This window comes from Chloroflexus aurantiacus J-10-fl, from assembly GCF_000018865.1.
Taxonomy (GTDB): Bacteria; Chloroflexota; Chloroflexia; order Chloroflexales; family Chloroflexaceae; genus Chloroflexus; species Chloroflexus aurantiacus.
In genome coordinates, this window is the sequence record NC_010175.1 from 3,924,359 (window position 1) to 3,946,988 (window position 22,630).

The window sequence follows — 22,630 nt, forward strand, 5'->3', positions numbered from 1 at the left end:
CTGGAAGTCATAACCTGTCGGGTTGTGCAGGGAAGGTTTTAACCGTTCTTTCTGCACCAGTCAGCGGGTAACTGCCTAATGATCGGCATTCAACGGCACGCACGAAGGCGTTAGCATGTAACATAGCAGTTCATGACTGCTCTCGTCAAGATTCTGAGTCCAGATTTCGCGGAAGTATTCCTGACCACGCTCAAATACAATCGGGAGGTGCTCTGCACGTCTTCACGACATAACTGTTTCTTTTTCATGGTCTGCTCCAGCTATTCTGTTCGCCCCACGAACAGATGCAGATCGGTAATTTTGGGTCCGACAACAAATGGACAGACGGTCAGATCGTGAGCGGATGTCACGCCGTGGACTCCTGTGTTGCGAAGGTACACCAGGTGTTGAGCGGGCATTGGGCGCAGAGCGGTTGCCGGCGCGTCAGGCAAACCAGGTGCGCCAGATCGAGCAGGGCGTAGTTGAACATTCGTGGCTGTTCATGGTCGAGGAGCGAAGCAAGTGCGTGCCGAAAGCGTGCGCTGCGTCGGGATGAGTCTCTGACCGGCCAGCCCAGCAGTCGTCCGGTAATGCGCACGGTATTGGTGTCAAGTAGAACCTCTGGCTCGTTCCAGGCAAAGCAACGTACAGCACTGGCAATGTAATCACTGATACCGGGAAGGGAGAGCAAATCCTCTTTGCGGCGTGGAACGTTGCCGTGGTAGCGAGTGGCAATTGCCTGAAGCATCTCGTAGAACAACCGGGATCGCCAGGTTAACCCCAGTGAACCGAGCATTTGATAGATGTCACCCTGAGATGCCTGTGAGAGCGATGTGAGATCAGGATAGCGGGCCAGGAAGGCTTCATATACCGGCACAACCTGCTTTACCTGTGTCCGATGTAGCAAAATCTCTGCCAGTAAGATATGGTATGGGTCCGTCGTTTGCCGCCACGGAAATGAGCGTACATGCTCAGCCCCCCATTGGTGTAACGCTACACGCAGGGCCTGTACCTCATCGGAGCTGAATGGAAGCAGCGTATCGTTGGTCATGTATCAGCAATCAGCGTCTGAACGATAGCCTGCATCACTGGCGGACACACGGCGTTTCCCAACATCTTAATCTGTTCTCTGCGGTTACCGTGATTAATGACAAATTCCGGCGGAAACCCCATCGCTTTTTTCAATTCAGGCGGCTGAAGCATTCGCATCTCATGGCCGCCACGACCGTCCGGGCGCACCAGTGCAAAGCGGTCCAGGGTTGTAATGGTGCGCAGTGGTGTGTCAAGTGACTGCCAGCCACCAGCTTTGTCCGAACCGTAATACACGAGCAAAAAGGGTGTATCCCTGCCCAGAACATCGATAGCGTTCTGTGCTCTTACCAGCGTGCGGGCAGCCCGGTTTGCAGTTACCAGTGGTGTATAACGATAGGAGCCATTGAGGTTTATCGCATACGATGCTGGAAGTGGTTCATAACGACAGGGCACAACTGCGCGTGGTTCACGATCACGGTCGAAGAGCAGATACAGGCGACGGCGTCTTTGCGGCACACCGAATGCACTGGCAACCAGCATCTGCTCCAAAACACGATAACCACTACGCTGCATGATCTCAAGAAAATGTCTGTAGTGTTCCCATAAACGAAAAGCGGGAACATTTTCAACCACTACCCATCGTGGTTGAAACACTTCTGCAAACCGCCAGACATTCCAGGAAAGGCGAAGGCTGGCCTTGTCTTTCGGACTCGCGCCTCGTGCCACGCTGTGGCTGGTACACTCCGGTGAAGCAAGAATAAGATCAACGTGACCAATTGTTTCGTGAAAGTGGTGAATCTGCCTTCGTGACAGGATGGCAAGATCAACGTTGTAAAATCGTGCTTCCGGGAAGTTATCCTGAAATACCTGTCCGGCGAGTGCCCATTTGTCGAAACCGGCAGCGATGTCGATCCCTGCCGCTCGCGCACCGCAGGAATTACCACCAATACCACAAAATAGATCGATAGCTCGAATGGTATTCATGCCTGATTTCTCTGATCCTGCAACAGCAGGATCATATTGTATACGAAGAGTGGGCTATTCGCCACATTTCAGCTACTTCCCCGCTCCCGCTCGCGTTGTGCCCGCAGCTCTGTCGAAGAAATATCCCGGCGGAAGAGGTCTTCGGGGATGGGGGTGAAGAGCTGTTCGTAGCCTGCCGGTAGTTGCAGATCGGCGAGGGTGTAGAAGCGCCCGTTGATCTGGCGCCCGGCGACGAAGAAGCGGCATCCGGCTGCGGCCAGTTCGGCGAAGGCGGCGAACATTGCCGCTTCGTCGCCGTAGTAGCGAGGGGTTACGAGGCGCAGGGCGGTGTCGTAGCCGAGGACGAATGCCCGACCGGGGTAGAGGCGGGCTTTCTGGACGAAGAGGGGGGCGGCGGCGAGGATGACGTGGTGGCGGTGCTGGAATTGGGCGATCCGACGTTCAATCTCTTCAAGCGCGAGTTCGCCTTTGTCGGCGTTTCGGACTGTTAGCTCGAAGTGGACTGGTTTTCCGGTCATGATGACTACGGCCCGTTGCATGCCGAGATGACCAGCGTGCAATGGGTTGAAGCTGCCGGGTAGGATGGCCCCCGGCGGCGGATCGTCGATCCGCCGCTCACCAGTGGGGGTGATGGTGATTGATCCGACTCGACCACTCAGGATGTCGCTTAATTCGGCGGCATTGATCATGGCGCTGTTCCCACGTATTCGGCGACACGCAGCGAGACAACCCGTGATGCTCCGTCGTCACCCATGCTTACGCCGTACAGGGTGTCGGCTACTTCTATCGTACCACGGTTGTGGGTGATGACGATGAATTGGGTACGGTCGGTGAGGCGCTGGAGCATGGTGCGGAATCGCCCGATGTTGCTCTCGTCGAGGGCGGCGTCGGTTTCGTCGAGAATGCAGAAGGGGCTGGGGTTGACTTTCAGGATGGCGAAGAGGAGCGCCACCGCCGTGAGTGTGCGCTCGCCGCCGGAGAGGAGGGCGATGTTTTGTGGTCGTTTGCCCGGCGGGCGGGCAATGATCTCTACGCCCGGCGCAGTGCGCTTGCCGTTGTGTTCGTCGCTGTCGGTGCTTTCGACGAGTTCGAGGCGGGCACTGCCACCGCCGAAGAGTTCCTGGAATACGGCACTGAATTCGCCGGCTACTGCATTGAAGGTGTGCTCGAAGCGGCTGTGCATTGCTTCGTCGAGTTCGGCAATGAGCTGGTGCAGGGTGGCACTGGCAGCCCGTAGATCGGCAGCCTGGCTGGTCAGGAAGGCATGGCGGTTCGCCGCTTCTTCATACTCTTCCAGTGCGAGGGGATTGACGACGCCAAGGCGTAGGATGCGTGCCCGTAACGCTTCGATGGCTGCCGGTAGTTCGGATAGCGGTGGCCCTTCCTCAGCCGGCGGTGGGGCCGTCAGGTCAACTCCATCGGCAGCGGCGCGCTCGAAGAGTGTTTCGAGCCGGTCGCTGGCGCGTTGCGCTTCGCGCACGAGCCGGCTGTGTTCGGCTTCCGCAGCCAGCAGGTCGTTGGTTGCCTGAACCTCGGCTGCTTCAAGCTGAGACAGTTCAGCTTCCGCAGCGCCTATCTCTGCTTCCAGCGGTTCGATGTGACTCCGCAGGGTTTGCAGGTCGCTCAAGAGCTGTTGCTGGCGGGTGATCATGGTGGCGTAACCAGCTTCACGCTCGATCCGTTCGCTGCGGAGCGCGTTTAGGGTCGCCTCAAGGTCGTGAGCCTGGCGCGTGAGATCGGCCAGGGTGCGTTCGTGGCCGGCAAGCAATTCGGCGAGCATGCGCTGCCGGCTTTCGCCGGCGGTCAGCGTGGCCCGTAGATTGGCCAGCCGCTCTTGTCCGGCACGATCGGCCTGGGCCTGCTGTTCTTGCTTTTCGCGCAACGCTGCCAGTTCGGCCTCGGCAACTGATCGCTCGTGGCGCAACGCAGTTTGTTGTTCGCGCAGGGAGGTGAGTTGGGCGGTTAGCGATGTCAGTTCCTGTTGCAGACGTTCCTGTTGGTTCACCAGCCATTGCTGCTCTTGCTCGCTCTGGCGGGCGCGATGTTGCGCCTGCTCCAGCGCGTTGCGGGCGGCATCGCGCCGCCGTTGAGCTTCGCGTTCGGCCTGTTCGGCGTTACGGAGGCGGGTAATGGTTGCCTGCAACTCCTGATCAAGCGCCTGGCGCCGTTCGTCAATGGCGGCCAGGGCTGATCGGGCAGCGGCAACCTGTTCCGGTAGTTCGCGCAGTTCACGTTCGCGGCGCAGGGCACCGCTCTCTTTGGTTGGTGCACCACCGGTGACTGCACCGCCGCTCTGCACCTGGTCGCCGGCCAGGGTGACAATCGTCCAGCCAGGGGGGAGATTGCGCACTTCGGCGCGTGCCGTTGCCAGGTCGGTGACAACGAGGGTGCGACCGAGGAGTTGATCGACGACGATAGCGTAATCGGGATCGCAGGTGACCAGTTCTGAGGCCACGCCAATGACCTGGGATGAGAAGGCAGGCCGACGGCTGTGATCTGGACGGCGCAGGGTGTCGAGCGGGAGAAAGGTGGCCCGGCCCACGCCGGTGCGGCGGAGTTCGGCGATGGCATCTTCGGCGTCGCGCCACTGCTCAACCACAATGTGTTGCAGACGGGCACCCAGCGCCACTTCGATGGCCGTCTCCAGTTCGGGTGGTACCCGGATCAGTTGCTGTACCAGGGTGAACCGGCGACCGTGACGTTCAGCCCATTCGAGTGCGGTGCGCACGCCGGCAAATGTTCCGGCGTGGGAACGGGCCAGCCGGGTTAGCGCTTCCAGACGGGCTTCGCGTTCGGCCAGCGTGTGGCGACAGCCGGCCCGCTCTTCATCGAGTGCCGCACGCGCTTGACGTAACTGTTCGACGGCCTGCCTGGTGCTTTGGACGACTGTACTGCTTGCCTGGTATTCCTGCGCGGCAGCGGTTAAAGCCATCTGCGCATTGGCAGCCGCGGCCTGGGCGGTAGTGGCATTGATAGTTGCCTGCTGTAACGTCGCTGCAAGTCGTTCAATTTCACCATGTAACCGTTCATGCTGGGCCGTCAGTTGATCAATCTGACTGAGCACACGCGCCTCTGCGCGCGTCGCCTGTAAAGCGCGTTCCTGGGCCGTCGTGAGGGCTGCGGCGAGACTCGCTCGTGTCTGGGCGTCTGCCTGTTGTTCGCGTTCGGCCATGGCAAGCTGCTGCCGGATGGTCATCAGTTCTTGATCGATCTGGGCCAGTTGAGCAGCAATCCGATCACGCTCATCGGTCGTCGCCTGGCGGCGGTCGCTCAGCATGGTCAGTTGCCGTTCGACCTCTTCGCTGCGCCGGATGGTCGCTGCCAGCCGTTCCTGTTCGATTGCCAGATCGCGCTGGATCGCTTCTGCCTGCTGATGCAGGAGTGCCGCCTGATGATGCAATTCGCCGAGCGCTTCACGCCGTTCGCGCAGGGCCGCCCGGTGTACCTGAACAGCGGTCATTGCGCCGGCATGCACGGCCCGCCGGCGGGCCAGTTCGTCTTCAGCCTGTTGGGCTTGCAGCCGGGCCTGCTGTTCCTGAGCCTGCGCTTCGCGCCATCCGGCGTGATGCCAGCGAGCCAGCAGCGTGTGGAGTTCGGCCTGCCATTCGCGGTACTGGCGGGCCTGTCCGGCCTGACGGCGCAGGCTGCGCAAGCGGGGTTCGAGATCGGCCAGCAAGTCGGCGACGCGCTGCAAGTTGGTCTCGCTTTCGCGCAGGCGACGGATGGCTTCGGCTTTGCGTAGCTCGAACCCGCCGATTTCGGCTGCATCTTCAAACAGCCGGCGGCGTTCGGACGGGCGCAGGGTGAGAGCGGCATCAACCAGACCCTGATTGATAATCGTGTAGGAACCGCCGAGTGGTTCGACGGCGGCCAACAGATCGCGCAGTCGGACACGAGCGCGGTTGATGAAATACTCATTCTCGCCTGTTCGCGTCACGCGCCGGGTGATTGTCACTTCATCGAAATCGAGGGGCAAGAGGCGGTCGCTGTTATCAATCGTCAACGCCACCTCGGCCAGTCCTGCCGGCGGACGCTTGCCACCACCGGCAAACAGCAGCTCGCCGGCCTGTTTGCAGCGGAGCGCGGCCATGCTCTGCTCGCCGAGCACCCAGCGCACTGCATCGGCCAGGTTTGATTTGCCACTCCCGTTCGGCCCGACCACAGCCGTAATCCCGGGCTGAAACTCAAAGACGGTACGGGTCGCGAATGTCTTGAAACCTTGAATTTCCAGTCGTTTGAGGTACATCGATCCTTCGTTGTCTGATACTTGCACACCGACGAACTATTGTACTTCAGACCGGCGAAGTGGTAAAGTGAAATATCGCTTGATCGGCCTTCTCTGAGCGGCTATAATACAGCGTGCAAGGATAAGGCATTCATTGTGCATGCCTGATTAACGACAGCACGGTAATTGTTTTGCGGGTCAGACTGACAAGTCAACGAGGGTCACCGACGGGGACTTGCATCAACCACACCCGCACAAGGCGCATCGCCGGTACAGCCCGACGGCGCGTAATGGCGACAGGTTCCATGCGAGAGCGAGTGTATCGCAGCGAGGCGGTTATTCTTCGTCGTACCGATTTTGCCGAAGCCGATCGTCTGCTCCTGATTGCTACGCCAACCGGTAAGCGATGGGTTATCGCCAAAGGTGCGCGCAAGATGAAGAGTCGGCTGGCCGGCCACATCGAACTCTTCACCCACGCGCAGATGATGTTTGCCGTGGGGCGTAATCTTGATATTGTTACCCAGAGTCAGATTGTGCATGCCTTTCCGGTCTTGCGTACCGATCTGACACGGTTGGGCTGTGGGTATTACGTGGCCGAGTTATACGACCGCCTGGCCGCTGAGTCGGAAGAAAACCCGCTCCTGTTTCAACTTCTGGTCGAGACGCTGCAAGCGCTGGATGGCAGCGCCAATCCTGAACTGACGTTGCGGAGCTTTGAATTACACCTGCTCCACATCCTCGGCTATCGTCCGCAGTTGCACTATTGCGTGGTTTGTAACGAGCTGTTGACGCCGGCTGCCGACCGGTATAGCCCGACGCTCGGTGGTGTGCTCTGCCCCCGTGATCGCACCGCCGATCCAGCCGCTCTCTCAATGAACGAGCCGACCTTTCGCCTGCTGCGCTATCTGCAAGCGCAACCTGTGACGGCTGCTGAAACACTCCGTATTTCACCAGCGACACGTCAGGAAGCCGCTACACTCCTGCGGGCCAGCTTACGCCTGTTGCTCGAACGTGATCTTAAATCAGCCGGGTTTCTCGATCATCTGTTATCATCACAGTAGTACTGGTATGGTTACGACACTGCCGACATCAAAGGAGGGCGGGCCATGAGTTACGTAGAAAGCCTGCTCGGGCGGGGAGAGCAAATTCTATACATTGCCCGCCAGCACATTTTTGTGTTGATTGTGAACATCTTGACCGAATTGTCGTTGATTGCCATCCTGGTGGCTGCTGGCGTCGCCTCGAATATGGCGTTTCGGAATAATCCGGCAGCGATGATTGGCAATATCAGCGTCAGCAATCTGATTTTGCTGATCTGTATTGTGATCAGTGTGATTGTACTGATCAGTGGTTTTCTCGACTTTTTACGCTGGAATTCGGAGCAAATTGTTATTACTGACCGTCGGGTTTTGCAGATACGTGGGATTTTTAACAAACGGGTGATTGATTCCTCACTCGAAAAGATTAACGATATTGAATTGCGCCAGAGCATTTTCGGGCGTATCTTCAATTTCGGTACTATCGAGATACTCACTGCGTCCGGCAGCGAAGGTGCGAATCTGATGGATCGGATTGAAGCGCCACTGGAATTCAAGCGGGCATTGCTGGAAGCGAAGCATAATCTCGAACGGGGGTATGGCTATCTGGAAACCGATGGCTACGTACCCGGGCGACCGGTTGGTGGGGTGATTGATATTCAGCGCACGTTGGAAGAACTGGCCCGGCTGCGGGATCGGGGGATTCTGTCGCCGGAAGAGTTTGAGGCGAAGAAACGCGATCTGCTCAGCCGTATTTGATTTATTGTTCCGGTGATGTTACTGATCCCGTCAGGATCGGTGTAGATAGAGACAGGTGGTCAATGTATAACGATATCGAACAGGCTTGCGCAGCCATCGTCCCGCGGCTGCGCCTCTCGCCACGGGTTGGCCTCATTCTCGGTTCCGGCTTGAGTGCGCTGGCCGACGAGATGACTGATGCGGTTGTGATTCCGTACCGTGACATTCCCGGCTTTCACGAGCCAAAAGTCGTTGGTCATCGCGGTGAGCTGGCGATTGGGATGCTGGCCGGTCAACCGGTAGCGGCGATGCGTGGCCGGTTTCATTTCTACGAAGGCTACAGCATGCAGGAGGTAACCTTTCCGGTGCGGGTGCTGCGTGCCCTCGGCTGCGAGACGCTGATCGTTACCAATGCTGCCGGTGGTTTACGGCCCGACTGGCAGGTTGGGGATATTATGCGGATCAGCGACCAGATTTTTCTGCCGGGGATGGCCGGCCATCATCCACTGCGCGGCCCAAACGACGAGCGGCTGGGGCCGCGGTTTCCGGCGATGGTGGGCGCCTTCGATAATGATCTGGTGCCGCTGACCCGCGCAGTAGCAGCCGATCTGGGCATCACGTTGCGCGAGGGTGTCTATTGTATGCTGAGTGGCCCTCATTTCGAGAGTGCTGCCGAGTTGCGGATGCTGCGCACATTGGGAGCCGATGCGGTGGGGATGTCAACTGCGCCGGAGATTATTGTGGCAATACACGGCGGAATGCGGGTATTGGGCTTTTCCCTGATAACGAATCTGGCCTTGCCAGATGGCCCACCGGCTAACCACGAAGAGGTGATTGAAGCCGGTGAAGCGGCCAAACCGAAATTTGCCGCTCTGCTGCGCGGTATCCTGGCTCGGATGGAGTAATGTTGCCGGATGACGAGACCCAATTGCCCGGCACGGCTTGCCCGGAAGATTAATAATAGAGATGGGAATTTGCTATGCGCACACTCACACCATTGACCGCAGTGGCCGCCATTGATGACGCAACCCGAACGGCATTGGCTGCCTATTGGATCACCAGCGTCGAAGAGCTGGTGGCGACGGCACGGGCCACCAATACCGGTTTGGGCAGCGGTCTGGCTGCGCTGGCGCAGGTGTTGGGGCGCAGCGAAGATGATGTGCGAGCGATGGTGATGGCGGCGCTGGATGTGGTGCCCGACGCCAGCTCGTTCAGTGTCGATGTGGCAATGGAACCGGTTGGTACCGGCGCCATTTTCGATGATCTGCCCGAAGTTGATGCGACGGCGTTCAGCCCACCGGTTGGGCTGCCGGCAGAGGTGGCGCCACTGTTGAACCTGCCCCCACCGGTGAGCCAGGGGCCGCGCAATACTTGCGTCGCCTTTAGCATTGCGGCGATGGTGCAAATCTTGAGCAAAGACCCGACCGATCTTTCCGAGCAGTTTATTTACTGGATTAGTAAGGATCGTGACCGGATTCCGGGCGATGTTGGTACCAATCCGCTGGTCGCGATGCGAGCGGTGGCCGAGCTGGGGGTGTGTCGGGAAGAGACGTGGCCCTACCGGCCAGAGCCGGTTGATAACCAGAACCCTGGGCACGAACGACCGAGTCCGGCTGCATTTCAGGAGGCAAAACAACGCCGACTGGCGGCAGTCGAACAATTGCCGGCGCGTGATGTGCAACAGATTAAAGCTGCATTGGCGGCTGGACGACCGGTGTTAATCGGCTTGATGATCGGTGAGCATTGGACGAGTAGCGGACAGGTGCGTCGGATCGGGCGTGTGCGGCGGGCATTGCCCGGCGAGCAACGTCTGGGTGGGCACGCAATGTGTGCGCTGGGCTATCGCGATGATCCGACGGCACCCGGCGGCGGTTACTTCATCGTGCGTAATTCGTGGGGCAGTGATTGGGCAAGTGAAAATCCTGATGGGCCGGGATATTGTTACGTACCGTACCAACTGATCTTTGATGAGGGCCTGGCCGCCCTGGTGGCCACGGGTGTGATTATTGAACAACCGGAACCGGTCGCTCCTGTGCTGGGCAAGGCTGCACCTGACGAACTCACAGCCATCCTGACCGAGATGCAGGCCCTGCGGAGCCGGCTCGACGCCTTGATCGAGCGGGTACAGGCCCTGGCCGGTGTCCAATCGGCGGTAAGCGTGGCGGACACCGAAGCCGTGCCGGTCGCTCCCGCAGAGCCGGCAGTGCCGGTGGTGACCGGCTACAGCGGCCCGCTGATCCTGGTGGCCGATGATCAAAGTCCCGATGAATTGTATCCAAACGGCATCGATGGCCGGCGTGGCGAGCCACTCCTGCGCATTGATGCAAAGCGAGCCAGTGAACTGGCGCAGCACAGTGAAGACCCGAAAGACCTGCACGCGCTCCACAAAACCCGCAACGAAGCCGAAGAAAAGCATTTTGGTGTCGTCGCCGAGGTCGATCAGGAAGATTTGGCGCAGGCGCGCTGGGCGCTGGTGGTCAGCGCAACCGACGATGTGCGTCTGATCGAGGCGCTCTGGCCGTTGATTGAACATCGGGCGCAGCAGCAGGGGATTGTACTACCGGCAGTCAACTTTCGCCAGGGGGAAACCTGTGCCGAGTGGGCCGGGCGCTATGCCGATCCGAAGCAACCATGGGAGCAGCGTGCGCCAGTCCTGGTGCATCGCCCCGGTGAACGGGTGAACGCCTGGCTGGCCCGCCACGGTACAATGGCCGGCCCTGTCAAGCCGAGTCAGGGTGTACCCTTCTATCTCCTAATCGCCGCCCGGCCAGGGCCACTGGCTGAGAACGACCGCGCGTTTATCAGTTTCAATTTCCAATACGAACTCGACATCTTCTGGGGTGTAGGTCGGCTCTGTTTTACGGATGAACGTGGGCATCATCGCTACGCCGATTATCGTACCTATGCCCAACGGCTGGTTGATTACGAACGGCGGGCAGCACGAGAGATTCGTCTGCGGCGCGAGATTGTCTATTTCGGCACGCGCCACGATCTCGACAAATCAACCGAGCGTAGTGCGCTCGAACTGGTAACCCCGCTGGCTAAATGGCACGAGCGTGGGTTACCGCAAAAACAGGGTTTTGCCAAACGGCTCCTGCTGGCCGGGGATGCGACACGCAGCAATCTCGAACTGGCCCTGCGCGATGGCAATCAACCGCCGGCGATCCTCTTTAGCGCTACCCATGGACTGGGATTACCGGCCACTGATCGCGAGCTTATTCCCTATCAAGGCGCGCTCGTGACGCAAGACTGGACCGGTTTTGGTGGGATCAAGCGCGAGCACTGGTTTGCGGCGGAAGACTTGCCGACCAATCTTTCGCTTGAGGGGATGGTTGCCCTGATCTTTGCCTGTTACGGTGCCGGTTGTCCGCAGCAAGACGAATTCATTTTCGACCCCGAAAAAGGTCGCCCAATTATTGCCCCCTTCACGTTCGTTGCCCAACTGCCGCAGCAGATGCTATTGCGCGGTGCGCTAGGTGTGGTTGGCCATGTTGAACGAGCCTGGACGTATGGCTTCAGCATGGATGGTGCGCGTGGTCAAACCCAGAGCTTTGAAGATGTGATCGGGCGTCTGGTAACCGGGAAACGACTGGGGAGTGCGACCGATCAGTTCAACATCATCCAGGCCGCCCGTTCGCTCACCCTGGCTGAAGAGCTGGAGAACATCAAGTTCGGCAAGCAACCCGAACCGCGTGAGCTTTCGACGCTCTGGATGGCGCGGAATGATGCGCGCAACTATATGCTGCTCGGTGATCCGGCAGCGCGGCTGGCGATCTGAGAGGGTCTTTGCTTCGCAAGAACGCTGGCAGCGTGCGCCACTGGCGCATGATCAGGATGTCTGAACAGGTTGTCCTCTGGGAACGCGAGTTGTCGGGGCACGGCATGCCGTGCCCCTACTGTCCAGTGGTGAAGCGTTACCAGGTGTGCTACCGGTGAGTCGTAGGGGCGACGCATGCGTCGCCCCTGGAGTTTGGCCCTTTCTGGGAGGGACTTGCCATGCGGGTGCCAGCATGGTATATGGTATCGTACAAGGTTATGACCACGACCATCAGTCAGGAGGCACGCGATGCCCAGGAAGCAGTCCCCCACCCCCACGGCCACTGTTCCGGTGGTACTCGCCACGACCGTCCGCGCTTCCTGGTCGTGAGTGGCGGGGCGACCTGGCAGCAGGGGAAGCGCCGTCCGCGCCTGGGACGGCGTGCGCCGGCCTTCTCTCTAGTCAATGCGGTGGAAACGGACACGGACTGGGTGGTACCCCTGTCCGTGGGTAACATCCTGGCCTGGGTCTGGCAGCGCTGGGACCTGGAGGTCGCTCATCGCGAGCTGAACGCCGGCGTTGGGGTCGGTCAAAACCAGGGCGGGAACCAGCGGTCAGCGGTGGTCGGTGGGCCGTGGCGTGGCTGGGTCGCCGCGGTGCTGGTGCTGGCCGGCTATCGCACGTGGGGGTGGATCCGTGGCCCCACCCGACCGGAACGCTGGTGGCGGGGAGCGCAGCGGTGGCGTTTCACCACCCGGTGGCGCAGCTACCGGGCTGCCCTGTGGGGCACGGCGGCATGTCGGTCGCGCTGGACGACGTCCACGGACGATTGGCTGAACCAAGCGCACCCGATCATCGCCCTGTCCAACTCCGCACTCGGGGCGGCCAGGGCATAGGGGGGATAGCGGCCTTCTCACCCCCCAAACGACCCATCCATCAGCACGCAACCGAGAGTCACCAGCGTCTGCTCCCGACTCTAGTCATCTCTCCTGCGTCCACAAAACAGCCAAACTCCAGCGCGGCAGCATGGCTGCCGCACCAGCCGTACACACGATCCGGCACGTGTCATGTCGTTGATCCTGCTGGTCACGGGAATGATGTCCGTACTCGTTCGATCATGTCATCTGTCAGAAATGAATGAGATACCTTCTTGTAGATGTTTTTGAAATAGGCTCTATTCTGCCTGCTCTGGCAGTTGGGATGCCAACGATAGAAGTGGTATCACTGTGATCAGCGATGCGAAAGGTGCAAAATCATCTGGATTATTCGTCAGAATCCGCTTTATCCCAAATGCCTGCATTGTGGCGACGATATTTGTATCGTGGATTTGTCTGCTATAGCCCCGTTCGAGCAGTGTAAGAAGTTGGGCTGTGACTAATGGGCTTTCCTCGGCGATGTGAAAGCGCACCGCAAACTGGCGCACCGCAGCAGTTAGTTCTGTGATTGGAATACCGATGTGTGGGCGAGCTAACGTCGCCAAATATTCCCGTAGGACTTGACGACTAATCCATAGTGGCGTGTGATGCGCCTCGAAAGCCGTAATCGCCGCCCGGGCGAGATCGTAGAACGGCGAGGTATCTACACTGGCGTACACCAAAATATTTGTGTCCAGGAAGATTGGATCAGCGTCCGCGATCGTCATACAATTCCTCACGCCGAAGGGGCAGGTTGTTCGGCCATGTTTCAAGATGGATGCTTGGGAGTGGTCGCGGTTCTGGAGTTGTTACTTCCGAGGACGATTGTTGGATTACCTGCATTGTCAGATCATTGAGTAAGTACAACTTCTCTTGAAAAGAGAGTTGCCGTATGAGTTCGCGAACCTTAGTTAATTGATCCGTCGTCATTTCACTACCGCCTCCTCACGATATGCTACCCCCTACGCTGCCCAATTACAGGGTATCACGTTGCTGTTCTCCTATCAAGAGATAGTCGTATTTGCATCATCCTGGCCCCTTGACCAGACGCGAATTATTTTCCTGATGGGTGACTCTTTCTGGTGATCATCCTTCACTGCATCGTCCAGGTCAAGTAGTGGTTGTTCCATTTGCCGGTTGAGAAGGGTGACGCATGCGTCGCCCCTACACTTTCACGTGCAGTTGCATCCAGGGACAGCACCGGAGTGATCAATGGAAGCGGGTCATGCGTGCGCTGTTCTCAGCGATGGTATGCGACACGCCCTCACCCCAGCCTGATCCCGCTGGAGATATGCATTACCCACATGTCATGCTGCATTAGCCGGGCTGCAAGCGCCCCCGTGGCGCGGGCTTCCAGCCCGCGTACAGGCATCATCTCCACCGCCGGCAGGTGCTGACCGTGGCCGTTGGTGTACGGGCACGAACCTGATGCAACAACACCTCTACGCGCAGGTGGCGCATTCATGCCTGACCGCCCCGATGATCGTTATGAACACATCCAGCATCCCCGTGACCAGAAGGGGGAACGGCGTACCACGCACCGGAACGTGAGCACGGCTGGCGCGGCAGCATGGCTGCCGCACTCCAAACCATGCGCCACGCGCATGACGAGCGGGTGCAGCAATCCATTCAACACGTGATAGCACGGCTGGAGCTGCGCACTGCCGGGCCAGTCGCCCACAACAGTACCTATGGCGATCATACCCGCTGGTACAACCGTGGTTGACACCGGGTGTGGGTAATGCATAGGTGACCAGAAGGGGGAACGGCGAACCACGCGCTAGGTTGTGAGCACGGCTGGTGCGGCAGCACGGCTGCCGCACGCCAAACGTCGCGCCACGGGTAATGTCGGTCGGCAACGGTATCTCCACTGAAACGTGATCCCACTGGGCGCAGAGCTGCGGGGTAACCGCTGCGCCCTCCACGTGATCGCAAGCACGGCTGGTGCGGCAGCCATGCTGCCGCACTCCAAACCCTGCGCCACGCACACGATGCGCGTGTAAGGCAACCCATTCAGCACGTGATACCACGGCTGGAGCTGTGCGCTGCCATCGGGCCAGTTGCCCACAACAGCATCTATGGCGATCATACCCGCTGATGCGCACGTGGTTGATACCAGGTGTGGGTAATGCATAGGCTGGAGGCGAGTGCAAATGGTTCAGTGTTGGTCAGGAGCGTGGGTGGGTGGTGGGTAAGGCGGAGGCTCGCGCGCTCAGGAAGATAACACAGTGGGCGCACAGTGGTGCAGTACTCAGATGCAGTGTCGCGGCAACGTTAGATAGCGTGTTCTGAGTTCTTCTACCTGACTCTTGACGTACAGATCATTTCCGACTACACTACCAGTAATACAGATTGAGAGGAGAACCCATGACCGCCGCTCGTCGCACACCATACACGTTACCGCAACTTCCTTTTACCGGTAATCAACCCCTACACGCCGAGATTGCCGATCCGACGTGGCCACTTGCCTTTAAGACATTACTACTTCTCAATGGCGCGACCTCAGTTCACGATCAACTGCTGGTATCGCTGTCAGAAGCCGATCTCGTCGCACTCCGTGGTAGCCTGTTGTTGCTCCAGCACGACGAGCCAACCAATATTGCCTGAGCCTGACATTGTTGATGGCAAGGTGTGACGATTGTCTGACGTACAGCTATACACCGTCAGACTGTCTCGAAACGTCCTGCTGCTGAGTGTCTTATCCGTCCAGTCTGTAATGGTCATAGCTATGGATTTGTAAACAAAGAGAGGGGCAGGTGTTCAACCTGCCCCTGTTGTTGCTGATTTGGTCTGGTTCTATTAGGAGGACCCTACCCCATCAGGCTTTCACCAGATGATGGTTTGGTTCGTTTGAGTGATAGATACGTGCTATCAAATGAAGCAGGTATTGCTCAACCTCCATCACAACCAGACGTTCGGCTGGCGAGAGAGGGAGTTGACTCAGCTCTTCAAAATACCAGCGAATCATGGTTGTGGTATGCTCATACGCAACTCCCCAGCGGGGCAATACGCCCCGTGCCCAGCGTAATTCGGTTTCGGCGATCTCGAACGTGTTGAACAACAAGATTGCCCGCACCAGATCACCGAACGGTTGCACTGCCACGCTGGCCATCCGTTCGACCGGGTCGTAATTCTCTTCCAGGCGCAGGGTGTGGGTTAATTCGGGGAATGCACGTAACAATCGTCCGGCAACTCGTTTGGCGAGGGCTGGCCGATGCTCTGCGATCCGACGAGCAAGCTGGCTGGCGGTAACTTCGTCCATACGTGCCTTCCTTTGGTCGTGTACCTTGATTATAGCACGTCATGGTCCTCGTTCAGTTGTGCATTGATGCTGAATTGGGTTGACACTTCCGGTGCAGCGGTGATGGCGATCAGCCGCTGAACAGGGTCTGCGCTGCACGCACGATAGCCCGTAAACGTGGACGCTGAAGGCGATCTATAGCTTCGGCAAGTGGCACCCAATCGACGGCCACAATCTGCTCACTACCGCCCGTTGGTCGGGCGCGTCCCTTAATCGCACGCAGCAGGTAGTAATCAACAATTTTGCGCTGCTGACCGCGTGGCCCGCTGATCAGGTAGTCAATACTGCCCAGCATATCAACCACCTCAGCAGTTACGTGGGTCTCTTCGCGCACTTCGCGCACAATCGCTTCCAGCGCTGGTTCGTCGCGCTTGAGTTTGCCCTTTGGTAATGACCAGAATCCTTTTCGTTTGCGAATGAGCAAAATCTCGATGGTGCCGTCGGGTTGAATGCGATACACAACGGCGCCGACGCCGTGGATTGGTTTCATGTCAAGTTGACCCTCTTTTGACCAATTATCATATTTGATAGTGTAGATGTGTCTACATCAATTATTTCCATATCATACATCATTTTGGGAGAAAACTCGGAACGACGGGGTGTTGATTACCCTTTCACGTAGCGGTGAATAATTGCGTCAACGTGGGCACCATACCCTTCGCCGAACAGGTTGAGGTGGTTGAGCAGGTGGTACAGGTTGTAGAGATCGCGGCGATCCCGATAGCCGGGTTCAAGTGGCCAGGCTGCCTGATACGCCTGGTAGAAGCGAGGAGAGAAACCGCCAAAGAGTTCGGTGAAGGCCAGTTCGGCTTCGCGATCACTGTAGGAAATTGCTGGATCAATGAGGACCGGTGTACCACCAGGTCCGTTTAGCACATTGCCACTCCATAGATCGCCGTGGATAAGTGATGGCACATGAACGACACCACCGAGCCAATCGTCAAGATGGTCAACGATGTATGCAAGTGCGCGGCGCCGTCGTGGGTGTAGCAGACCGTTACGTTCTGCCAGTTCGATCTGCGGCAACAGGCGCTGTTCACGGAAAAATGTAATCCAATCAGTCTTCCAACCGTTGCGTTGCGGTGTCCCGCCGATAAAGTTGTCGCGTTCCAGGCCATAGGCGGCGGCGGTGCAACGGTGCAGTGCCGCCAGTTGCTCGCCGAGTCTGGTTGCATCGAGTGGATGACCGTCGCTGCTGATCCATTCACTGAGCAGGATTGCCGGTTGTTGCCCATCGGCTGCACAGGCCAGAATAACTGCCGGCACGCGAATGGTCGTGGTTGCTGCCAGTGTTTGCAGGCCATGCGCTTCAGCAGCCACCATTGCAGCCGGTGCGCCATTGTTCGCCCACTTGAGCGCGAAGTGCTGACCTTTAATGGTGATCCGGGCCAGGCGAGCACCAAAACTACCGCCGAGATGTTCGACGGCTTCGATTGGTTGCCCAAGCGCTGCAATGATTGGGTTGGTGACATGTGCCGGCAACGAGGTCATATCTGCATCATACGTGTCTAACCATAATCACGAGTCAATGATAAAAGACCGACGCCCTTGCGTCAATAATCCAACGCAAGGGCGTATCGGTACGTCAGAGCTGTTGTTGTGTAGATCGGCTAGTTGAGTTTCTGTCCCGTGTACGGGTCATACTTCCACTCGCCGGTCGGGTCTTGAGCCGGTGTGGTTGGCAATGCCAGCTCCTCTTTCGGCATCACAATCCAGAGAATGACGTAGATCAGCGGGCTGAGACCACTCAGAACGGCCAGGACAAAGACCAGACGCACGATGGTGCTGTCGATACCGAAGTAGCGGGCGATGCCACCGCATACGCCACCGAGCATGCTATCGGTTGCGCTACGGGTTAGGCGGTTGGTTCCCATGATGTTCCTCCTTGATTTCAAAGTCGTTCCCGTTTCCTGGGTATACGACGTGAATGATTGCCATTTGTTGCAGCCGTCTCCACAATCTTCTCACGACCACTTCACGAGTTCTTCAAAGTCGTGCGTTACCCTGAAGATGTCGCCGGATCATTCTGGCGTGATGAAGTCGCAACACAGCATAGCAAGGGAGGTTTGACGATGAAACGAACACTTGTCAGTAGTATTGCCGGCGCTGCGCTGGCGTTGACCCTGCTCTGGTATCAGTCGGTATCGGTTAGTGCGGCTCAAGTCGTCGAGGCGAATCCGACCACGGTCGAGCTGGGCTATGGGCGCGGTGGTGGCTGGCGTGGATGGGGAATGGTCAGTGTCGGTTATCTGGTGCGCACGTTGAGTACGCTTACCGGACTTGATACAACAACCATTCATACGGAGTTGCAGAATGGGCGGAGCCTGGCCGATATTGCAGCCGCCAATGGCAGCAGTGGCGATGCGCTGGTGCAGGCAGTCGTTGATGCGGCCAAGACCCGGCTCGATCAAGCGGTGGCTAATGGACGGTTGACCCAGGCGGAAGCCGATCAGCTTTTGACCTCGATCCGGGATCGGGCAACAACTCTGGTGAACGACACGACGTTGGGTACCCAACTGGCTAACCGGGCTGCGAAGGTTTCGCAGCGGAGCACGTTAGGCTGGTTGATCCAGGCCGCTGCCGATCAGACCGGCCTTGATCAGGCAACCATCCGCTCGCGCCTCCGCAACGGTGAGACGCTACGGGCGATTGTTACTTCAGCAGGTGGTGATCCGCAGCGGGTGATTGATGCCGCAGTTGATGCCTTCCGCCAGGCGGCGACGACTGCAATGCAGTAGGGGAGGAGATAGGAAATAGGAGATAGGGTGTAGCGCAGGCTGCGGCCTGTGCTACACTGCTATTGCACGATTCGACTGATCCTATCACGCCGGGCTTTACCCATAACCTGATGATCGCGCCGTCACGATAACCCTGATTCGGCCCAGACGTACCGGTAGTGACGCACGATTGGGCACTCCTACCGGGCATTCGTCTGGCAAGGCGCGAGATCAACGTGTCGTATTTGCCATCTTATTGGTCGTACACAAGCGACCCACAGAGAGAGTTGCTCCAGGTGAACACACAGCCAGTATTGCCATTCATTCACCCTGTTGCCGACGCATTGATCGCACCGCTGCTACCAGGCGCGGTAACACTTCACCGGCCTTTCCGTACACGGTGAACAGTGGTGAGCGAGCGGTAGTGGTTTGTTCAAGGTTGAGGATCAACACAGTCGCGCCCCGTGACAGGGCAATGCGTGGTAGTGAGGCTGCCGGTTCGACAACCCCTGATGTCCCAATCGAGCAGAAGACATCGCAGTCGAGGGTTGCAGCATAAGCAGCTTCCAGGGCACCAGGTGGCAGATATTCGCCAAACCAGACCACATCAGGGCGCAACAATGCGCCGCAGTTGGGGCACTGCGGTAGCTCTTCGTCGTAATCCCAGGTGGTATGGATTGAACCATCGACCGTACAGCGGGCACGGTGGATGTTGCCGTGCAGTTCGATCACCTGTGGGCTACCGGCCCGCTGGTGTAATCCGTCAATATTCTGCGTAACCAGCGTGAGCCTTGGTACCAGGGTCGCCAGATCGGCCAGGGCATGGTGGGCCGGGTTAGGCTGGGCAGTACAGGCTTTCACCCGTCGCTCGGCGTACCAGCGCCAGACCAGTGCTGGGTTGCGGGCAAAACCTGCCGGTGAAGCCAGTTCCTCCGGGTCAAAATGTGACCAGAGACCGGTCTGAGCATCACGAAACGTTGGAATACCACTTTCAGCCGATACGCCGGCACCGGTCAGCACGGTGACATGACGGGCCGTGGATAGAGCTGTAGCCAGTATCGTGATGACATCATCGAGATCGTTCATGACCGGCCTCCGCTACGTTCAGGACGGCTTGAACACCAGATCGAATCGGCTGGCCCGCTGGTTGGTAAAGGTGACGTGCCAGATGCCACAGGTAGGGGCCGGATTGCCCCCAGGGTACACGTGATGACGCAGATCGATCTGATCGTGACTCAATTCGAGCAGGAATGCCCGAATCGGTGAACCGTGCGAGACAATGGCAATTCGCCGGTATGGCGAATCGGCCAGTCCGGCCAGAACCTCACGTATCCGCGCCCGTACCTGCTCGAACGTTTCGCCCGGTGCATGCTCTTGCACCAGGGTGGTGAAGGCGACCGGTATGTTGAGAACATCAACCAACACCTCAGCCGTCTGGGTGGTACGGGCAAATGGTGAGACCAAGAGCTGCTCAATCCCTTTATCGGCCAGAAAGTTCGCGACCTGGCGAGCCTCAACACGCCCTCGTTCCGACAGATCAGGCCCTGGCGGTAACTGGTACGGAATAGACGGATTGTGAACAGGTTGACCGTGGCGAATAAGAAAGAGATCGGAAAGCACTGAATTTCCTTACATCTTGCTGTAGTAACAATGATCACGTATCATCATCAATAGTGTACCATACAGGATTGACGGCGCGTACTGCAACATATACAATTGATGCGGCGTCGCATCAACAAATGAGCGAACCGGTTGTCCATTACTTCAGATTCCGATACAGAAGGATACATCAATGCGGTTGATCCTTTATCTCGGCAAAGGCGGCGTCGGCAAGACTACCACTTCGGCAGCAACGGCAGTGCGCGCTGCCGAATTAGGGTATCGCACGCTGGTCGTGAGCACCGATGTAGCCCATAGTCTGGCAGATGCGCTTGATACACCGTTAGGCTCGCTGCCTACCCAGATTACCGAACGGTTGTGGGGGCAAGAGATTAATGTGCTCGACGAAGTACGTGAGCATTGGGGTGAGTTGCGGGTCTATCTGAGTAACCTGCTTCGCCGGCGCGGAGTTGATGAAGTAGCAGCCGAGGAGCTGGCGATCATTCCTGGTATGGAAGAGGTGGTTAGCCTGCTCCATATTCGCCGCCAGGCGCGTGAAGGTAATTTTGATGTGGTGATTGTGGATGCGGCGCCTACCGGAGAGACCGTTCGCCTGTTGACGATGCCCGAAACCTTTCAATGGTACGCAGCGCGGGTGATGGATTGGGAGCCGACGACATTGAAGGTGGCGCGTCCACTGGTCAAACAATTAGTCCCGGCAACCGATGTCTTTGCCAAGCTTGAACGACTAACAAAAGGTGTCGAAGCGCTGCGGGCAACCCTGACCGATCCACAGATCAGCTCTTATCGCCTGGTGGTGAACCCTGAGCGGATGGTGATTAAAGAGGCGCAGCGTGCCTCGACCTATCTGGCGCTGTTCGGCTATCCGGTTGATGGAGTCGTGCTCAATCGGGTGCTGCCGGTCGATCAGGTCGAAGGCGCTTTTATGCAGGAGTTGGCCCGTATTCAGCAGGGTTATCGGCAAATGGTCTACGATCTCTTCCGCCCCTTGCCGATTTGGGAAAGCCCCTACTTTGCGCGTGATCTGGCCGGTATTGAAGATTTGGCCATGGTTGGTCGTCGTCTGTTCGGCGATGATGATCCGGTGAAAGTCCATTTCATCGGTAAAACCCAGGAGATTGTCAAGCAGGGCGATGAGTATGTGCTGCGCTTGCCGTTGCCGCACGTCGAGATCGGTAAGGTGTCGATGACGAAGCGCGGTGATGAGCTGTTCATCGAGATTGGCAATTTCCGCCGTGATATGCTCTTGCCGACGACGCTGGCCGAACGTCCGGCACGGCGGGCCTATTTCCGCAATGGTGTGCTCGAAGTCTTCTTCGGCCCGCCAGAGACCCTCTCGCTGAAGACGGATGCCCAGGAGGAGTCGACCCCTTCATGAGTAGTGGATCACAGATTGCAATTCTCGGCGTTCCCATCGATCTTGGAGCCGGACGGCGTGGCGTCGATATGGGGCCGAGTGCCATTCGCTACGCCGGTCTGAGCCGAAGACTGGGCGAGTTGGGCTATCAGGTGGTTGATTTCGGCAATCTGACGGTGCCGATGGTCGAGACGACCCCACCGCCACCACCTGATTCACGCCTGCGCTATCTTGAGCCGATTGCCGATATGTGTGGGCGGCTGGCCCGGCAGGTGGCCGATATTGTCCAGCAGGGGATGCTGCCCCTCATTCTGGGTGGTGACCATAGTTTAACTATCGGTTCCGCCAGTGGGAGTGCGCGGCAGCGACGACTTGGTCTGATCTGGATTGATGCCCACGCCGATTTTAACGATGAACACACGACACCGAGTGGCAATATTCACGGCATGCCGCTGGCTGTGTTAACCGGACGCGGGCATCCGACGCTCACCGGTTTTGCCGGTCGCATACCGGCTTTCGATCCGGCGCACGTCGTATTGATTGCCGTGCGCGATCTCGATCCGCTGGAGCGGGAAGCATTGCGCGCTTCGCCGATCACCGTCTTTACCATGCACGAGATTGATCGCTGTGGGATGGCAACGGTGATGGAGCGGGCGCTGGCAATTGCCACGACCGGTACTGAAGGATTTCATCTCAGTTTTGATCTCGATGTTGTCGATCCGCGCGAGGCGCCCGGTGTGGGTACACCGGTAAGCAGTGGGATTTCGGCTCGCGAATCACATCTGGCGATGGAACTGATCGCCGAGAGTGGTGCGCTGCGTAGTCTGGATGTGGTCGAAGTTAATCCGATCCTCGATGAGCGTAACGCGACTGCGCAGTTGGCCGTCGATCTGGTTTTGTCAGCGTTAGGTAAACGTATTTTGTAGTGCTGGAGAACCGGCCTATACTGTCGCAATAGTGAATGTCGGG

General features: G+C 58.1%; 21 protein-coding genes. 10 read left to right on the forward strand and 11 right to left on the reverse strand.

Translation table 11 applies throughout. The features are described from left to right. Positions 1-346: 346 nt before the first annotated feature. The 4 genes from CAUR_RS15350 to smc all read right to left on the reverse strand — a co-directional run bounded on the left by CAUR_RS15350 (position 347) and on the right by smc (position 6,241). Positions 347-1,030, reverse strand: a complete 684-nt coding sequence (locus tag CAUR_RS15350; protein WP_012258772.1) for an HhH-GPD family protein — start codon at positions 1,028-1,030, stop codon at positions 347-349. Continuing rightward, positions 1,027-1,995: a DNA cytosine methyltransferase gene (locus tag CAUR_RS15355; protein ID WP_012258773.1), complete on the reverse strand. Its 969-nt coding sequence runs from the start codon at positions 1,993-1,995 to the stop codon at positions 1,027-1,029. Before CAUR_RS15355 ends, CAUR_RS15350 begins: the two co-directional genes overlap by 4 nt. Before the next feature lie 68 nt (positions 1,996-2,063). Then, positions 2,064-2,684: a nucleotidyl transferase family protein gene (locus CAUR_RS15360; protein WP_012258774.1), complete on the reverse strand. Its 621-nt coding sequence runs from the start codon at positions 2,682-2,684 to the stop codon at positions 2,064-2,066. Beyond that, positions 2,681-6,241 carry a chromosome segregation protein SMC gene (smc, locus tag CAUR_RS15365; protein WP_012258775.1) on the reverse strand — a complete coding sequence of 1,187 codons (3,561 nt, stop codon included), beginning with the start codon at positions 6,239-6,241 and terminating at the stop codon, positions 2,681-2,683. Before smc ends, CAUR_RS15360 begins: the two co-directional genes overlap by 4 nt. Before the next feature lie 284 nt (positions 6,242-6,525). Here smc and recO point away from each other — a divergent pair, with 284 nt between their 5' ends. The 5 genes from recO (at position 6,526) to CAUR_RS21270 (ending at position 12,648) form a co-directional block, all read left to right on the forward strand. Then, a complete protein-coding gene (recO, locus tag CAUR_RS15370; RefSeq protein WP_015909322.1) occupies positions 6,526-7,281 on the forward strand; it encodes a DNA repair protein RecO in 756 nt (251 codons plus the stop codon). A gap of 45 nt (positions 7,282-7,326) precedes the next feature. Continuing rightward, positions 7,327-8,016 (forward strand): PH domain-containing protein, encoded by a 690-nt coding sequence (locus CAUR_RS15375; protein ID WP_012258777.1) that lies wholly within the window; start codon positions 7,327-7,329, stop codon positions 8,014-8,016. Between the two features lie 62 nt (positions 8,017-8,078). Further along, positions 8,079-8,900: a purine-nucleoside phosphorylase gene (locus tag CAUR_RS15380; RefSeq protein WP_012258778.1), complete on the forward strand. Its 822-nt coding sequence runs from the start codon at positions 8,079-8,081 to the stop codon at positions 8,898-8,900. Between the two features lie 74 nt (positions 8,901-8,974). Then, complete coding sequence (locus CAUR_RS15385) at positions 8,975-11,773, forward strand: C1 family peptidase (RefSeq protein ID WP_012258779.1); 2,799 nt, start codon at positions 8,975-8,977, stop codon at positions 11,771-11,773. A 218-nt stretch (positions 11,774-11,991) separates the two neighbouring features. Continuing rightward, a complete protein-coding gene (locus tag CAUR_RS21270) occupies positions 11,992-12,648 on the forward strand; it encodes a hypothetical protein (RefSeq protein WP_015909324.1) in 657 nt (218 codons plus the stop codon). 278 nt (positions 12,649-12,926) lie between these two features. Here CAUR_RS21270 and CAUR_RS15395 read toward each other — a convergent pair whose 3' ends face one another. After that, positions 12,927-13,394, reverse strand: coding sequence for a type II toxin-antitoxin system VapC family toxin (locus CAUR_RS15395; RefSeq protein WP_012258781.1), 468 nt, complete (start codon positions 13,392-13,394; stop codon positions 12,927-12,929). Positions 13,395-14,236: 842 nt separating this feature from the next. On the opposite strand from CAUR_RS15395, the gene CAUR_RS21275 reads away from it, so the two are divergent. Both CAUR_RS21275 and CAUR_RS15405 read left to right on the forward strand, forming a co-directional pair. After that, positions 14,237-14,392, forward strand: coding sequence for a hypothetical protein (locus CAUR_RS21275; RefSeq protein ID WP_162015887.1), 156 nt, complete (start codon positions 14,237-14,239; stop codon positions 14,390-14,392). A gap of 641 nt (positions 14,393-15,033) precedes the next feature. Continuing rightward, a complete protein-coding gene (locus tag CAUR_RS15405) occupies positions 15,034-15,273 on the forward strand; it encodes a hypothetical protein (RefSeq protein WP_012258782.1) in 240 nt (79 codons plus the stop codon). A gap of 211 nt (positions 15,274-15,484) precedes the next feature. On the opposite strand, the gene CAUR_RS15410 is transcribed toward CAUR_RS15405, so the two are convergent. The 4 genes from CAUR_RS15410 to CAUR_RS15425 form a co-directional block, all read right to left on the reverse strand. Continuing rightward, positions 15,485-15,928, reverse strand: coding sequence for a hypothetical protein (locus CAUR_RS15410; RefSeq protein ID WP_012258783.1), 444 nt, complete (start codon positions 15,926-15,928; stop codon positions 15,485-15,487). Between the two features lie 109 nt (positions 15,929-16,037). Next, the gene (locus tag CAUR_RS15415) at positions 16,038-16,457 is read right to left on the reverse strand and encodes an NUDIX hydrolase (RefSeq protein WP_012258784.1); all 420 of its coding nucleotides are present in this window, start codon (positions 16,455-16,457) and stop codon (positions 16,038-16,040) included. Positions 16,458-16,573: 116 nt separating this feature from the next. Further along, complete coding sequence (locus tag CAUR_RS15420; protein WP_012258785.1) at positions 16,574-17,458, reverse strand: fructosamine kinase family protein; 885 nt, start codon at positions 17,456-17,458, stop codon at positions 16,574-16,576. Positions 17,459-17,577: 119 nt separating this feature from the next. Then, a complete protein-coding gene (locus CAUR_RS15425) occupies positions 17,578-17,841 on the reverse strand; it encodes a PspC domain-containing protein (RefSeq protein ID WP_012258786.1) in 264 nt (87 codons plus the stop codon). A gap of 198 nt (positions 17,842-18,039) precedes the next feature. Between CAUR_RS15425 and CAUR_RS15430 the strand changes: the two genes are divergently transcribed. After that, a complete protein-coding gene (locus CAUR_RS15430; RefSeq protein ID WP_012258787.1) occupies positions 18,040-18,705 on the forward strand; it encodes a hypothetical protein in 666 nt (221 codons plus the stop codon). A 300-nt stretch (positions 18,706-19,005) separates the two neighbouring features. Here the strand turns inward: CAUR_RS15430 and CAUR_RS15435 are convergent, their stop codons facing one another. Both CAUR_RS15435 and CAUR_RS15440 read right to left on the reverse strand, forming a co-directional pair. Further along, positions 19,006-19,770: an SIR2 family NAD-dependent protein deacylase gene (locus CAUR_RS15435; protein WP_012258788.1), complete on the reverse strand. Its 765-nt coding sequence runs from the start codon at positions 19,768-19,770 to the stop codon at positions 19,006-19,008. A gap of 18 nt (positions 19,771-19,788) precedes the next feature. Then, positions 19,789-20,304, reverse strand: coding sequence for a histidine phosphatase family protein (locus CAUR_RS15440; RefSeq protein ID WP_012258789.1), 516 nt, complete (start codon positions 20,302-20,304; stop codon positions 19,789-19,791). A gap of 172 nt (positions 20,305-20,476) precedes the next feature. On the opposite strand from CAUR_RS15440, the gene CAUR_RS15445 reads away from it, so the two are divergent. Both CAUR_RS15445 and rocF read left to right on the forward strand, forming a co-directional pair. Beyond that, a complete protein-coding gene (locus CAUR_RS15445; RefSeq protein WP_012258790.1) occupies positions 20,477-21,682 on the forward strand; it encodes an ArsA family ATPase in 1,206 nt (401 codons plus the stop codon). After that, a complete protein-coding gene (gene rocF / locus CAUR_RS15450) occupies positions 21,679-22,587 on the forward strand; it encodes an arginase (protein WP_012258791.1) in 909 nt (302 codons plus the stop codon). Before CAUR_RS15445 ends, rocF begins: the two co-directional genes overlap by 4 nt. Positions 22,588-22,630 lie beyond the last annotated feature (43 nt).

Coding starts and splice junctions, on each gene's coding strand:
- CAUR_RS15350 (WP_012258772.1), bottom strand. CDS start 1,030: ATGACCAACGATACGCTGCTTCCATTCAGCTCCGATGAGGTACAGGCC.
- CAUR_RS15355 (WP_012258773.1), bottom strand. CDS start 1,995: ATGAATACCATTCGAGCTATCGATCTATTTTGTGGTATTGGTGGTAAT.
- CAUR_RS15360 (WP_012258774.1), bottom strand. CDS start 2,684: ATGATCAATGCCGCCGAATTAAGCGACATCCTGAGTGGTCGAGTCGGA.
- smc (WP_012258775.1), bottom strand. CDS start 6,241: ATGTACCTCAAACGACTGGAAATTCAAGGTTTCAAGACATTCGCGACC.
- recO (WP_015909322.1), top strand. CDS start 6,526: ATGCGAGAGCGAGTGTATCGCAGCGAGGCGGTTATTCTTCGTCGTACC.
- CAUR_RS15375 (WP_012258777.1), top strand. CDS start 7,327: ATGAGTTACGTAGAAAGCCTGCTCGGGCGGGGAGAGCAAATTCTATAC.
- CAUR_RS15380 (WP_012258778.1), top strand. CDS start 8,079: ATGTATAACGATATCGAACAGGCTTGCGCAGCCATCGTCCCGCGGCTG.
- CAUR_RS15385 (WP_012258779.1), top strand. CDS start 8,975: ATGCGCACACTCACACCATTGACCGCAGTGGCCGCCATTGATGACGCA.
- CAUR_RS21270 (WP_015909324.1), top strand. CDS start 11,992: ATGCGGGTGCCAGCATGGTATATGGTATCGTACAAGGTTATGACCACG.
- CAUR_RS15395 (WP_012258781.1), bottom strand. CDS start 13,394: ATGACGATCGCGGACGCTGATCCAATCTTCCTGGACACAAATATTTTG.
- CAUR_RS21275 (WP_162015887.1), top strand. CDS start 14,237: ATGGCTGCCGCACTCCAAACCATGCGCCACGCGCATGACGAGCGGGTG.
- CAUR_RS15405 (WP_012258782.1), top strand. CDS start 15,034: ATGACCGCCGCTCGTCGCACACCATACACGTTACCGCAACTTCCTTTT.
- CAUR_RS15410 (WP_012258783.1), bottom strand. CDS start 15,928: ATGGACGAAGTTACCGCCAGCCAGCTTGCTCGTCGGATCGCAGAGCAT.
- CAUR_RS15415 (WP_012258784.1), bottom strand. CDS start 16,457: ATGAAACCAATCCACGGCGTCGGCGCCGTTGTGTATCGCATTCAACCC.
- CAUR_RS15420 (WP_012258785.1), bottom strand. CDS start 17,458: ATGACCTCGTTGCCGGCACATGTCACCAACCCAATCATTGCAGCGCTT.
- CAUR_RS15425 (WP_012258786.1), bottom strand. CDS start 17,841: ATGGGAACCAACCGCCTAACCCGTAGCGCAACCGATAGCATGCTCGGT.
- CAUR_RS15430 (WP_012258787.1), top strand. CDS start 18,040: ATGAAACGAACACTTGTCAGTAGTATTGCCGGCGCTGCGCTGGCGTTG.
- CAUR_RS15435 (WP_012258788.1), bottom strand. CDS start 19,770: ATGAACGATCTCGATGATGTCATCACGATACTGGCTACAGCTCTATCC.
- CAUR_RS15445 (WP_012258790.1), top strand. CDS start 20,477: ATGCGGTTGATCCTTTATCTCGGCAAAGGCGGCGTCGGCAAGACTACC.
- rocF (WP_012258791.1), top strand. CDS start 21,679: ATGAGTAGTGGATCACAGATTGCAATTCTCGGCGTTCCCATCGATCTT.